Raw genomic sequence first — 15,063 nt, 5'->3', positions numbered from 1 at the left:
ACTTGTGTGTACACCGTAGGTCTCAAACTGGGAATGAGGTAACTGAAGAATGCGGTTATGAAGCCAAATTTCTAATTAGCTTTGCCATTGCCATTACCTTGAAAATTTAACAACTGATCATCATTGACCCAAATTGCTTGTTGAGGCACAGAAATAGAAATTCCAGCTTCGTCTAGGGCAATTTTCAGGCGACGGCGAAACTCTCGTGCAACATCCCATTGTTTGAGAGGCTGTGTTTTAATCCAGACGCGAATAATCAAACCGCGATCGCCAAATTGATCTATTCCCAAAACTTGCGGCGGTTCCAAAATTTGACGTTGCCATTGCAGTTCTTGATTCATCTTGTCGGCAACAGTTTTAATCAACTTCAAAGCCTCTTCTGTATCGGCTTGGTAGGCGACGGGAATTGTTAAATCGGCTCTTGACCAACGACTAGAAAGATTCGCAACAACTTTAATTTCACTATTGGGAATCGTAATTAAGCGTCCTTCAGAATCCCGTAGTTGGGTCATCCGCAGATTCAAATTTTCTACTAAGCCTCCCACGTCTCCCACATTAATCACGTCGCCTAAAGCGTACTGGTCTTCTAGAATGATCAAGAAACCATTAATCGCATCTTTAATTAAGTTTTGCGAGGCTAAAGACACCGCAACACCAACTAAACTCGCACCCGCTAGCAAGGGAACGATATCTATCCCCAATGCCACCAGCGCTAGCAAGAAGCCTACTCCTACGCAGATCCCAGTAGCGATGCTTTTAGTCACACCAGAAAATGTGGAAACTCGCAGTTGCAGCCGTTCAGAACTTTCTGGAGTCAGTAAAGCACCACTGCTAATTAAAGTGGTGGTGAAGCGGTCAATCAGGGCGTAGGTTAAACGGATCACTACATAGGTTCCCAATAACACGACACCTAATCGCAAAGGAAATTGGGCAGCATTGAGAATTCCGACTTGAAACGCTCGTGTATAGGGAAATAGACCCAAAATAAAGAAGCTTCCACCTCCCCAAATTCCAGCTTGACTTAGCTGAAACAATCGTCTCTTAACTTCTTGGAGATGTCGATGTTGCTGTTGATTCAGTTGTGTTGCAATTGGTTGGGCTGCTGCTGGTGTAATTGGGGAGTTTAAAGCCCCTATGTTGGTTTGATAGGCAATGGGGTTTAGTAAATCCTTTTTGGAACGTTGCTGCCAGCTATATACCCCCAAACTCATGAGAATCATCACCAATCCAATGCCCGCAGCAATTTTACCTTGGTCGATTAAAAATTGAGTTTGTCTTTCTTCCTTTGCTTGTTGCAAGTCTTGTTGCAAGGCATCTCTGATTTGATTTGCCGATGTCGCCATATCTACCTGTCGCAATCTGGCATCATCGGAAGTAATCGTCATCAGGTATTGGCTATTGATATAAATTACTGGTAAGTCATTTACTTTCCCAACCTCTACCTTGGCTTCGTTGTTTCCAGATGACTGAAAGTAACTTTGGCTAATTCTCTCCAAATTCTGCTGGATGTTTTCTATACGTTCGGGAAAGTTGGTTCTTGATGCCGCTATCTGAAACAACCGCCGACCATCTAAATAAACCCAGCCCGAAACAATTCTGTTATCTGTGTCATTACTCACACTACTGGGAGCTTGCAGTTGAGGGAGAAAAGGGATCTGGGCTGTGGCTTTTGGCACAGATACAACAGCTATGGCCATTGAACTGGCGATCGCCAAAAATTGAAAACGCACTCAAACACCTCCTTGAAAAAAAATTTACTAGTAACTACTTCTATAACCATCCTCCGCAATTTCTTTGGGTAAATGTACCTATCTAAAGTTGAGGTTTTCTCTTCAAATGATGAAACTTCGATGTTTTTGTGTTTGTTTTCTATCTTTAGACAGATGACAATATACCTAAAATTAGGAAACAAGGCTGAAAAAAGTATTCCTCTTACCAAAGATAAAACAAAAAGAAAGAACCTGGCGATGAAGTTGACATTAGGGTAAGCAAACGTCAAGCTAGTCTTGAGGAGTATTGACTAGTGATTTGCTAAATACAAGCAAAAATCGCAAGTTGTACAATAACCTAGTAGAGTGCGTAAAATTTACGTAACTTTTTTAATTTTTTGAGGTAATTTTTGATGACCGCAACTTCTCCCCGATTAAAGCACGAGGTTAAAGACCTCGGCCTAGCTGCCTTGGGAAGACAGCGCATTGAATGGGCTGGACGCGAAATGCCAGTTTTGCAGCAAATCCGCGATCGCTTTGCTATCGAAAAGCCCTTCGCTGGTTTACGCCTTGTAGCTTGTGCCCACATTACAACCGAAACAGCACATTTGGCGATCGCTCTGAAAGCCGGTGGTGCAGACGCGCTTTTAATTGCTAGCAACCCACTATCAACGCAAGATGACGTAGCCGCTAGCCTCGTCCTCGATCATGAAATTCCCGTCTTTGCTCAAAAAGGCGAAGATAACGAAACTTATAACCGCCACGTCCAAATAGCTTTAGATCATCGCCCCAACATTATTGTTGATGACGGTAGCGATGTGGTTGCAACTTTGGTGCAACAACGCCAACACCAAATCGCTGATTTGATTGGTAGCACCGAAGAAACCACCACCGGCATTGTGCGGTTACGCGCCATGTTTAGAGAAGGCGTTCTCACCTTCCCCGCAGTCAACGTCAACGACGCCGACACCAAGCACTTCTTTGATAATCGCTATGGTACTGGGCAATCAACCCTAGATGGCATTATCCGCGCCACAAATATTTTGTTGGCTGGTAAAAACATTGTCGTCGTCGGTTATGGCTGGTGTGGTAAAGGTACAGCCCTCCGCGCCCGTGGGATGGGTGCTAACGTCATCGTTACCGAAATCGACCCCATCAAGGCAATTGAAGCCGTAATGGATGGCTTCCGCGTCCTACCAATGGCTGAAGCTGCACCCCAAGGTGATATTTTTATCACTGTGACTGGTAACAAGCACGTCGTTCGCGGTGAACACTTCGATGTCATGAAAGACGGTGCGATCGTTTGTAACTCCGGCCACTTTGACTTGGAACTTGATTTGAAATACTTGGCTGCACAAGCTAAGGAAATCAAGGAAGTTCGTCCTTTCACCGAAGAATATAAGTTGAAAAATGGTAAATCAGTTGTCGTTCTTGGACAAGGACGCTTGATTAACCTGGCTGCGGCTGAAGGACACCCCAGCGCAGTTATGGATATGAGTTTTGCGAACCAAGCTTTGGCTTGTGAATACCTGGTGAAGAATAAAGGTAAGTTGGAACCTGGTTTGCACTCAATTCCTGTTGAAGTTGATCAAGAAATTGCGCGGCTGAAGTTGCAAGCTATTGGTATTAAGATTGATAGCCTAACTGCTGACCAAATTGAGTACATCAATTCTTGGACTTCAGGAACTTGATACATTGATTTGTTGATTTTTTGGGGATAGGCTTTTGGGCTTATCCCTTTTTTTGTGTTTCGCACATACTGCAATCTGTTATTTAGTAGAGGGTAAAGGGGAAAGGTTAAAGGGTAAAGGGGAAAGGTTAAAGGGGAAAGGGGAAAGGTTAAAGGGGAAAGTGGGGTGGGAGCCAATACTTGTCGGGTTTTGGGGAAAATGGGAAAGAAAAAACCTTTAACCTTTACCCTTTAACCTTTTCCCCTTAACCAACAAGTATTGCTTTACCCCTTATCCTTTACCCCACCAAGGTAACTAGTTGTCAGATTAGCTGCTTGAGATTTTCTTGATTATGGACTTGCCAATTATTTACCACCCAGATTATATTGCTCCTCTACCTGAAGGACATCGCTTTCCGATGTCTAAATTCCGAAAACTCTACGAATTGCTGTTAGCTGATGATGTAGCTAATCAAGAACAATTTCACACACCTGAACGTCCGCCCCTAGAGTTGATAGAGTTAGTCCACACCCCAAATTATGTTCAAGCTTATTGCGAAGGAACCCTAGATGCCAAAGCACAGCGTCGCATTGGTTTGCCTTGGAGTCCAGCATTAGCAAATCGTACCTGTGTCGCGGTAGGTGGTACGATACTTACTGCTAAACTAGCATTAAGTCAAGGTTTAGCTTGCAATACTGCTGGTGGAACTCATCATGCCTTTCCTAGTTATGGGTCTGGTTTTTGTATTTTCAACGATTTAGCGATCGCCTGTCGCGTTTTACAAAAAATTGGACTTGTCCAAAAAATCCTCATTGTGGATTTGGATGTCCATCAAGGAGACGGCACAGCTTTTATCTTCCAAGACGACGATAGCGTTTTTACTTTCTCCATGCACTGCGAAGTCAATTTCCCCGGTACTAAACAAAACAGCGATTTGGATGTTCCTTTGCCGGTGGGAATGGAAGATGATGCTTATTTACAAACTTTGGCAAATTACTTATCAGATTTGTTGTCTAAAGTCAAGCCAGACTTAGTATTTTATGATGCAGGTGTAGATCCTCACATAGGCGATCGCTTAGGCAAATTAGCCCTTACCGATGCCGGGATTTTTCGCCGCGAAATGCAGGTTTTAAGTACCTGTATGAGTAGCGGTTATCCTGTCGCTTGCGTCATCGGCGGCGGTTATGCTGATGATATGAAATCCTTAGTTTGGCGGCATTCCCTGCTGCATCGCGCCGCCAGTGAAGTTTACCGCCAATATAAACTTTGATGCAGCAGCTTGAATTTTTTTGATGAATTTATGCTTTGGAAGTTCCTTAAATGAGCAAATTTAGCAAAGCGATCGCAGCAATAATATTGAGTTCATTGTTAGGAATTCCATTCGTTCTATTATCGTTGTGGTATCAGAATCCTCCTGGTTGTGAGCGATTCTGTTTCAGTGAACCATGTCCTCTAAATGCATGTATGGGTGGTAATTCCTTAACGGCTGGGTTTCCATTCCCAATAGTGCATGACGATAATGCTGGCTCACCTGTACACGGCTGGGGGAGAATCGGGGTTGAAGATTTCCAGAATATAAATCTTGGGGCATTTTTATTAGATGCCTTGTTTTATGGTGTCATAATAATCATGCTTGTAGTAGTCGCAAAAAGTGGTGTTAGATTCCTAAAACGTTCAAGACAGTTGGGCTAACACTGCCCCAGGTTAGTAGCAACATTTACAATGAATATTATTATATTAAATCAGGATTTTCATAAATTTGGTGCAGCCTCTCGTAGAGAAGAGAAGGAATAAAACTTTCAGAGAGTTATTGCGTAAGTTTTAAAATATAAAAACTTTGTGTGCAAAGGCAGCAGTGGATGAATAACGGCAAACCCAGAATCTACGAACTAGCAAAAGAATTAAATTTAGATAGTAAAAAGCTATTAGTAATTTGTGAAAAGCTCAAAATTGCAGTCAAAAGTCATACTAGCAGTATCTCAGAATCCGAGGCAGAACGCATTCGTGTAGCAGTAAATAAACTAACAGCGAAATCATCGAAAACTACTAAAATAACCTCTGAAGATTGGGGCTATACATTTATAGCTTCAGCAATTGATAGTTTTATCCGTCATCTGGAAGGGGAAACTGCCCTGAAATCATATCCCGAATTTCGGGAGCGGCGCGATCGCGCCAATGAGTTAATGTATGAATGTGTCGGTAAAAAACCTTCTCTCTTTTATGTGCGTCGCAAAGGCGCGGGGAAAGAGGCAAGAGAAGAAATTTGGGATTTGACAATAGCAACAGACTCCGATGAGTTTCAGTTACCCGCAAGACTAGAGAAGCTCAGAAAAACATTAGGATTTCGAGCAGCTGTACAAAAAGATGGACGCGGCAGTTTAAAAATACTGTCGGCTTACTTATTACAACCCTCACGGGCACACGCCGATAGCTATGCTGTACCTTGTCGCTTGCGTTTGCTGCCTAATCATCAGCATCATCTCGACATACCGCCCGCAACATTGAAACGCATCGCCGCTGCGCCAGTTTGTGGCGACCATGTACCCACAGAAGATCAGCTGAAAGCTTGGAAAGCCTTTTTGCAGATTGAGGAAAAAATCGCTAAAGCGCGTCAGTTTTGCGTGCGTTATGTAAGTCATAACTATAACTTCAAAAGACGCATAAGTTTTGAAATAGATTTAGCCTCAGCCACCCTTGACGGCTTTTATCAAAATTCCCTTGATGTTGACAATTTTTGGGAACGAGCAAGACGCACAAAAAACGAAGATTTGAAGCTTTTTGAAACTGCTCCCGTCGGCAAAAATTGGATTAGTGGTCGTCAATTAGGGACTGTTGAGGAAGTTGACCCCAACCGTTGTATTATCAGTCTGAGATTAGAACGAGACTTAGCTGAATTCATGGCAACAGAACGTTATAAGTTGCCAGATACAGGATTTTTGTGTTTTGAGGCAGTTGGTGATATTCAGCAGATTCAGCGTAAGAAAAAAGCTTTAGATGATTTGAATAATGGTTACACTCAAAATCCCTATTTAGGCAACTTTTTATTCGATGCTTCTCAGGCTAGACAAATCAAAACAACTGTTGAACTTCAGCCACAAGATTTGTTGTTATCTTCTGCTAATCCTGGTCAGAAAGCAGCAGTAGAAAAGGTACTTGCCGCTAAGGATCTTGTTCTTATTCAAGGGCCACCGGGTACTGGTAAAACTACCGTAATTGCCGAGATTTGCTATCAAATTGCCCTTCGTGGTGGACGAACTCTAATTGCTTCTCAAGCCAATTTAGCAGTAGATAACGCCCTCAGTCGATTAGTTCACAACCCAGTAATTCGGGCTGTACGCAAAGGTAGAGCCGAGAAAGTTGGCGAGGAAGGACAGCCATTTTTAGAAGACCAAGTGATTGGTAGATGGCTAGAAAATACTGCAACTGACTGTGAACATAATCTGACTCAACGGCTCGAAAATATCCAAGTTTTCAGTCAATTGCTGGCATCATCAGCAAGATTTACAGCTTACTTACAAGTAGAGGAAGAATTTAATCAGCAACAAATTAAATTCAATAAAAATAAGTTAAAGCTAGAGGCTAACTTTAAAAACCAAGAAACATCTTACAACGAAACTCTAGAAAAACAGAGTGAAGTTGAATCTCTAATTTCAGGGCTAGAAAATATACTAAGTGCTGCTCCAAATATCAACTGGGAAGTTCCAGAAGTCACAGATTTTTTGCCACTTCTTAAGCCTTACACAGAAGATAACAGTTTAGTAGAAGAATTTTTAGCAAATGTTCGTCAAACCATCAAATATACTAATGAACTTGGCTTTTTGCGTCCGGCGCTTGGCGCTTTTGGTTTAGCAGCTTGGTTGCGTGAAACTGTAGCAATAGAAATTTCTGAATTTAAAACTGCTTTGACTTATGCTCAAGAAGCAAGTAAAGCTATATCAGAAGTTGCGGTTTCAGTGCAGGTTGTCAAACAAAATTTCGCCTCGTTAAATCAGCTACAACCAGATTATCAGCAATATCTTACCAAACTGCAAAATCTACAGCAAACAATCCAGATATGGGACAACCGTAAACGGGAAATTGATTATATTATCTCAGCAGTGAAAGAATGGAAATCTACAGCGCCTTCCCATCTGTATCAAACCTTAAAAGAATGTCAGCAATCAGGTTTACCACTAACAGAAAATTTAGTGGATTTGCCGCTAGGTTTGTTGATGTTTGCTAATACATTAAAATTACCAATAGTACCAAAAGTATATAAAATTAACCTACCAGAATGGGAGTTATTGACAAAGGCGATCGCTTATGAAATAGACGGAGGTTTTACTGACAGACGAGGTAAACAGCATAATTTTAGCTATTTTTTACAAGAAAATTTTAGTCAGATTCCAATGGTGCTATCAAAGAGCGATCGCACCCAATGGCAAGAAACCTATCAACAGTTTAACAATTATCAGCTACTCAACCCCAAACAGCGAAAATTACTGGTTGAGAATACCCAGGTTTTCTTAATTAGAATGCAACGGACTTATGGCGCATCATGGGAATGGAATAATCTTGACTCCACTCTCACCCGCATTACACAAGAATTGCTAGATATAATCCTGGCAAATGCGCGTCAATGCGTTTTAAAAGTCAAAACGGAAACTGAACAACAGCTTCAGCATTTGCAACGACAATTAAATGAACTTCAGAAAAATGAAGTTAGCCAACAGCAAATATCCATTACTCAAGCTGAGGCTGAAAAAGCACAGCAAGATGCTAATTTGCAGCTTGGACGAGTGATTAATATCTTGCAAGAACTTAATCAACAGCCAAATATACCTGCTCAATTACGCATTTTAATTGAAAAATATCTCACAACACAATCAAATATTTGGGAGCAGCCGCAAGAATTCTCAAATCAAGTAAATTCTTGGGAAACTTGTATCAGTCAGCTTGAAAGCTTAATCTCATCACTAGAACCTTTTTCTGTGCTGGAGACGATTAAAAATTCTCTACACCAGCATCTCTCAAAACTAAAGCAAGAAACTGAAGTTTCCCTACAGCAGCTTCAACAATTACAAACTAATCTACGCGAAATAGAACAAAAATCACAACCACAACCATCAGAAAATTTAATAGTAGAAAGAAACTGGTGGTTGACAGAATGGCAAACAATACCTGATAAATTTAAGCTCGAAAATTCTCATGGTGACTTATTTAATCTAGAATTTTTACGCAAAATCAATGTTCAGTTTGAATCTTGGCAACAGCAATTACAAAAAGATGAAAATTATCTCAATAAGTATCAGAATTTTGTACAAGATTGGATAGGAAAATTAAGACAGCCAACTGAACGCGATAGCGACGATTTAAGACACATTTATTTAGATAATGCTAACGTCGTCGGTATCACCTGTGTTCAAGCTGCAAGCAGAGGTTTTTCGGAAGAATTCAAATCCTTTGATGTCGTCATCATTGATGAAGTTAGTAAGTGTACTCCACCAGAGTTACTAATCCCAGCATTGAAAGGCAAAAAGTTAGTAATGGTAGGCGATCATCGGCAATTACCACCCATGCTTGATACTAGCACTGTAGAAGAAGTTGCTCAAACAATGGGTAATACACGAGACGAACTACAATTCTTAGAAGAATCACTGTTTAAAAGTCAGTTTGAATCTGCTGATGAAAGCATCAAACAAATGCTAACTACACAATATCGAATGCATCCATTTATTATGGGTGCAATCAATCAGTTTTATGATGGCAAACTAGAATCTGGTATTTTAGAACCGGATACAAAACGCGCCCATCATCTAGCAGGTGAAATTATCGAAGAATCTCAGCATCTTATCTGGGTAAAAACGCCTATCGAAAATCAGTTTCTAGAGCAACGAAATGGAACTTCTTACTTTAATACTCAAGAAATTGATGCGATTGAACATCTATGTCAACAGTTCGAGACTACTTGGGCTTCTAAAGTTGCTAATGGTGAACCGAAAAAAGAAATTGCTGTAATTACTTTTTATGGCGCTCAATTAAGAAAAATTGACGAACGTCTGCAATCTGAACTTTTCCCTTCTCTAGAAATTCGTACTGGTACAGTAGACCGATTTCAAGGGATGGAAAGACCCGTTGTAATTGTGAGTATGGTTCGTAACAATAGTAAAGGAGATGTGGGTTTTGCTAAAAAGCCAGAACGAGTAAATGTTGCTTTTTCCCGCGCTCAAGAACTGCTGATAATTGTGGGTTGTCATAATTTATTTACCCATCAATCAGGTAAAGTCGGAAGTATGTATTCTGAAGTTTCAAATATCGTCAGTCTTCATGGAGGTTTGGTTGATGTATCTCGCCTCTTCAGCTAAACCTATTGATGACAATCTCAAAAATTGGGTAGAGAAAGTTGAGGCGATAGCCTAATCAAACTAATACCAATTTTAAAAAAGAATGCGACAAATAGACATCTATAGAAACGTAATTCACCGCGTCTTTAGCCAAGGATATTTTGCAATCATCAATTGAATTGGTATAACCTCACCAGAACTAGCATTTTTCGCTACTAAATCTCGGTTCTGAACTACTCTGTAAAGTAGCGTGCGTAAGCATGACATCAATCGACAGATGCAGAAAACCTAAATTTCATAAACGTAACTTGGGCTAAGTATCTTAACGGAATTTGCTTCTAAAGATATAAGTATCGTATTTGTGCGGTCGATAACGTAGCATTTGATAGTTAATTTAATAGAAGCACTGAGATAAGACAACGCTAAGTAATTAGTTAACTTCTTTATGCTTTACCGTCTAGCGTTAACCTCTAGCCTGGTGCTGGCAAGTGTATTAAGCGTGCAGGCATTCGTTCTAGATCAAGCTGTGCTAGCTCAAAGTGCAGATGTTCCTTTCAGTGGAACAGTTCCAGCTGAAGCTAGCTTTAGTTCTTCTGTCCCTGGTACTGCTGAAGCAACTATTTCTGGCAATTCTAGTGGAATTTCGACAAAGTTGGAATCACAAACTCCTGCCACTATAGGTGTACAAAACAGCACATCTGCAACCGTTACTGTTTCTCCCCCCAGGCTTGTATCTGGCCCTAGTGCCGATCCATCTGGGACAACGCACATTGGCTTTTTAAAATTTGGTTCTACCAATGTTCGCAGTGATGTTGGTGGTGGAAGCGCAACTTTGCCAGCAGGTAATACCAATCTAGAGGTGAATTTATTAGTAGAACGACCAGTAGCATTTACGCCAGGAATTTATAGCTACGTTGTCACCTTAACCATCGCACCATAACTGCTTTTTTGTTGAGACTTCGTTTGATTGAACTCTAATTCATTTGAGAAGGATTTAAAAATGATTCGTCGTTCTTTATTAACCGCTGCTTTGATAATTGTTGGTTCTGTTGCTGTTGCACCCAAAACAATGGCACAAACTGCTGATGTTCCCTTTACAGCAAATGTCGGTGGTGTCTGCAACTTCGATCAAATTATTCCTGGTAAATTGGGACTCAACCAGCCGACTAATCCAACTACACTAGCGGGTGGATTTACCGGAGGACAATTTGGTAAGGTTTTTGTTAGCTGTAACCAAGGTGCCAGAGTGAGTATATCTAAACCACAGCAGACTGGGGGCCCTAGCTTTACACCCATTCACTCTGTTGGGATAATCAACTCATCTTTTGGCTATACGGATTCTCAGAGTAGTAATACTGTGTTCCTGCCTGGAGGTAGCGGTTTGCCTTTGGATATAGACATGATTGTAGATAAAGGCAGTCCTCTTGTTCCTGGAAGCTACAGCTATGTGACAACCTTGACTATCGTGCCATAGTCTAAAATTTTTCCCGTTTCCTTCAGATTGATTGAGAAAAATAATTGCTGAATATCTTGTCGCTAGAGAATAAATCTTCAAGCGACAAGATATTTTTCTGATTACCTAGAGATAAAATAAGTCTGCTTTTGGGAATTATAAATCAGGAATTAAATTGACAATCCTGCCATATTTATAAATATGCTTAATAACAATTGGCGCTCTCTAGCTGCTGTTAGTGCTGGCTTATTCGCCCTAATTTTGTTTCCTGTTGCAGCTAAAGCACAAATGAGTGTTTCTCCTCTGGTGATTGAAGCCAAGGCGGAACGCGGACAAGCCCAAGGAATGATTACAATTTCCAATACCAGTAAGACTCCTTCTCGGATTCGGATCTATGCTCAACCTTTCACATATAGCCGCGATACGGGGTTTCAAACCTTATCCTCTAGTCCCAGTGACCTGACAAAATATCTACAATTCTCACCGCGTGAGTTGACTGTCAAACCAGGAGAAGTTCGGCGGGTGCGCCTCATTAGCCGCTTGGCTCCTAATTTACCTGATGGGGAATATCGTGCGGTGGTGTTTAATGAAACTCTCAGTGAATCCAAAGATGCTGCTGGTAATAACGTTACTTTGGTGGCACGAATTGGCGTGACATTCTACGTCAGAAAAGGCAATCTTTCTCCACAATTAGCAATTGATGGTGCCAGCTTTAACCCAGAGCAAAAACAAATTCAAATTTTAGTTCGCAATAACGGTCAAGCAACTGTTTTACCTAGTTTAAATTGGACTTTACGTCAAGGGCAAACTGTTGTCAAAACTGGGCAGATAGATACTAATGCTGTGGTGGCAAATAGCGATCGCAATTTCTTATTAAATTACCCCAATAAAGACCAACCAGCCCTCAAACCCGGTCAATATCAGCTAAGTGGTGAGTTGTTTTGGGGTGAAGACAATAAAAAAAGTAAGTTGCCTTTCAATCTAAATATTACTATTCCTACACAAGCGGCTACCTTACAAAATAAATAGTTTGTGTAAAAATTCGTAATTTGTAATTAATAAATTCAAATTAAATCTGGTATCTGTAGCCTGATTTGCGAGAATTAGTCTTGCTGTAAAATACAGCATTAATATCGATAATTTTACCTGCTGCGTGGGCATTATATGTTTTAGAGACATCGCATTGCAATGTCTCTATTTTTATAGATAGATTTACTGATAAATGCAAAATTTGTGCAACTTCAGTTAGTAAATAAAAGCAAATGTCTGCTAGCTGCGATCGCTCTTATCTGTCAAATTATTATCACCCCTGCGAAGGCAGATACACCCGCGATTTCAAATCAGCCAACGCCCACAACTGCTCAATTAGCTAATAATTCCGAATTTAAAGTTTTTCCCGTAGGATTGAATGTAGGGAACCGCAATGTCAATCCTAGCGTTTTAGTGCGTGGTCAAGAAGATGGTTCTGAAGCAATTGATTTTGCAAATTGGCTGTTACCCTATGATGCTGTAATTCAAGGGTTGAAATTAAATATTACCACTTTACCTGATGGGCAATTAGAAGTGCGATCGCCTGGTGTTGTGACTCGCATTGATCCAAAAAAAATTCGTACTGATCCAGAATTAGGATTAGTCTTTACAATTCAAGATTTACAAACTCTATTTGGCGTAACCGCGAAATTTGATATCAATGAATACGCCATAGTTTTAGATGTTCCAGGATTAGATCAATCTAGTGGCAAACTGGCAGAAACGGAAACTCCAATTCAACTAGAAGGATTACCACACATTGCACCTCAAAAGTTTAGTGTCACCGCAATTGAACAAAAGGTAAATGCTAGCGGTAGCGCTACCAGACCAACAAATTATAGAGGTGATTTCCTGGCTGTTGGTAGTGCTTTTGGTGGTTCGTGGTTCATCCGCACCGATCAACCAAATTTAGAAAATCCACAAACTTGGAATATTGCCGAAGCACAGTTTTTGCGACAAACTAATTCAGCTGATTATTTTGTAGGTTCCCAGCCAACGTTTTGGCAGACTCAAGGAACAGGAGACTATTGGGGTTTTACATCCATTCAACGACAGGGGTTTGTACCACCTCAACCATTCAGTGGCGGTTCTTCCGATCCTCGCCAACGTTTACAAGCAGATGCTATTGGACGGACAATTTCTGGTAAGGCTGAACCAGGTACATTAGTACGGTTGGTACAAGGTTTTGGCGATCGCGTAATTGCCGAAATTTTAGTTGATTCGTCTGGCATTTACCGCTTTGAAAATATTAAAAGCCAAAATCAATTTTTGGGCAACAATTATCGCGTCTTACTCTATCCCCAAGGGCGACTCACCGCACAACCAGAAATTCAACAGGCTACTTTTTCTACAGTCCCAGGACAATTACCAGCAGGTGCTTCAGCATTAATCGTTTCTGGTGGCTTACGACGGAATTCTTTGGGAAATCAAAGTCTGTTGGGCAACTTTTCAGACTTTCGGGGGGGAATTGCTGGGCGTTGGGGTTTATCAGAAAATCTGACAGTAGGCTTAGGTGGAGTGTATGACGAATCGCCTAGAGCCTTAGCAGAATTATTTTGGCGTCCGGGCAAGTTACCTTTGCAGGTAGCAGTTTCGGCACTGACGGGTAATAAGTGGGATGTGAATACAGATATTCGCTATAATCCATCTTCTAGCTTGAGTGCTGCATTTATTAGCGATCGCTTGTCTAGCCGTTTTAATCTAGATTGGCGAGTTTTACCTCAATTCACCTTATTCACTAGTACTGACACAGCTGATGCAACATCTGGCGGAATGCAAATTAACTTGAGTGGCAAAGATGCCTTTACCTTTGCCCGTGTCAGCTTAGATACTAAAAACCGTCTGCGCTGGAATTTGCTGCAACGTCTTGGGAGACTAGAATTAACGCAACGCGGTAACGAAATCAGTACTTTGTCGGAACTGACTTACAAATTTTCTAAAAACAGCTTTTCTAATGGTGGCAGCGCACTGCTGTTAAATTATGAAACACAGAATCAAAATCGTAGCGACAGCTTGCTAAGTGTGAGTTGGCGGTATCGTTCACAACAACAGGCGATTGATGGTATTTATAGGTGGGAAATACAGTTGGGTTATGGAACTGGTTCTCAGGGTAGCGGACTGTTAGCGACATTATCAACAACAGTTTTACCAGGTTTGCTATTACGGGCGCGTTATCAAGGAGTATCGGCAAGTTCCGATGAAGCAACTTTCAGCATAGATTTAGCTTCTAGCCTGAATTTACAAGGGGGTATTAGTCCAGGCGATCGCCGTTCTAATTATTTCCGTACACAAGGTGGACTGTCAATTAAGCCATTTTTTGACCGGAATAATAACGGCAAACAAGATGGAGGGGAAGAAGTTTATACAGATAACGCTGATTTATTGTTGACTTTGAACAATAAACCTCTGAAGTCGTTTTTACCACAAATCCAGGGCGATCGCACTTTAGTAAGGATGTCTCCTGGCGTTTATCGCCTCGATCTCGATCCAGCAGGTTTACCGCCTGATTGGCAGGCTGCGGCTGAATCCTTAGCCGTTGATGTGATTGCTGGTAGTTATACCCCTGTGATGATTCCGCTAATTCGTTCTTACACGCGATCGGGGGTAGTCACCGATACTCAAGGTCAAGCGATCGTAGGCGCACGGGTAGAAGCCATACAACCAGATGAGGGGACTCGGCGTTTTTCTGTTACCAACGGTGCTGGAGTCTATTATTTAGAAGGCTTGCCGCAGGGTAAATACACTCTACAAATCAACGGTAAATCTGCCGGTAGCTTGAAATTAGAAGAGTCTTCTGAACCATTTCAAGAGCTTAATTTGCAACAGCCATCAATTCCCTAAGGGGAAACACGGTACAATCCAGAGGCACTTTTATTGTT

At 41.3% G+C, this 15,063-nt stretch carries 9 protein-coding genes; 8 read left to right on the top strand and 1 reads right to left on the bottom strand.

Features of this window, described 5'->3' with window-relative positions; translation table 11 throughout:
• Positions 1-71: 71 nt before the first annotated feature.
• Entirely contained in the window at positions 72-1,730 is a 1,659-nt protein-coding gene (locus RRG12_RS09965; protein WP_420759149.1) for a mechanosensitive ion channel family protein, read from the bottom strand.
• 392 nt (positions 1,731-2,122) lie between these two features.
• Here RRG12_RS09965 and ahcY point away from each other — a divergent pair, with 392 nt between their 5' ends.
• The 8 genes from ahcY (at position 2,123) to RRG12_RS09925 (ending at position 15,025) form a co-directional block, all read left to right on the top strand.
• The gene (gene ahcY, locus RRG12_RS09960; RefSeq protein ID WP_420759148.1) at positions 2,123-3,400 is read left to right on the top strand and encodes an adenosylhomocysteinase; all 1,278 of its coding nucleotides are present in this window, start codon (positions 2,123-2,125) and stop codon (positions 3,398-3,400) included.
• Positions 3,401-3,731: 331 nt separating this feature from the next.
• Positions 3,732-4,649, top strand: coding sequence for a histone deacetylase (locus RRG12_RS09955; RefSeq protein ID WP_420759147.1), 918 nt, complete (start codon positions 3,732-3,734; stop codon positions 4,647-4,649).
• A 50-nt stretch (positions 4,650-4,699) separates the two neighbouring features.
• A complete protein-coding gene (locus RRG12_RS09950; protein WP_420759146.1) occupies positions 4,700-5,071 on the top strand; it encodes a hypothetical protein in 372 nt (123 codons plus the stop codon).
• A gap of 167 nt (positions 5,072-5,238) precedes the next feature.
• Positions 5,239-9,723 (top strand): translation initiation factor IF-2 N-terminal domain-containing protein, encoded by a 4,485-nt coding sequence (locus RRG12_RS09945; RefSeq protein ID WP_420759145.1) that lies wholly within the window; start codon positions 5,239-5,241, stop codon positions 9,721-9,723.
• 424 nt (positions 9,724-10,147) lie between these two features.
• The gene (locus RRG12_RS09940) at positions 10,148-10,642 is read left to right on the top strand and encodes a hypothetical protein (RefSeq protein ID WP_420759144.1); all 495 of its coding nucleotides are present in this window, start codon (positions 10,148-10,150) and stop codon (positions 10,640-10,642) included.
• 60 nt (positions 10,643-10,702) lie between these two features.
• Entirely contained in the window at positions 10,703-11,176 is a 474-nt protein-coding gene (locus RRG12_RS09935; protein ID WP_420759143.1) for a hypothetical protein, read from the top strand.
• A 180-nt stretch (positions 11,177-11,356) separates the two neighbouring features.
• Entirely contained in the window at positions 11,357-12,184 is an 828-nt protein-coding gene (locus RRG12_RS09930) for a P pilus assembly protein, chaperone PapD (protein ID WP_420759142.1), read from the top strand.
• A gap of 204 nt (positions 12,185-12,388) precedes the next feature.
• Positions 12,389-15,025, top strand: a complete 2,637-nt coding sequence (locus tag RRG12_RS09925) for a carboxypeptidase-like regulatory domain-containing protein (RefSeq protein ID WP_420759141.1) — start codon at positions 12,389-12,391, stop codon at positions 15,023-15,025.
• Positions 15,026-15,063: the final 38 nt, after the last annotated feature.

This window comes from Nostoc sp. CALU 546, from assembly GCF_048836525.1.
The sequence above is the reverse complement of the archived record's forward strand: the minus strand, read 5'-3'. Positions and strand labels throughout refer to the sequence as shown.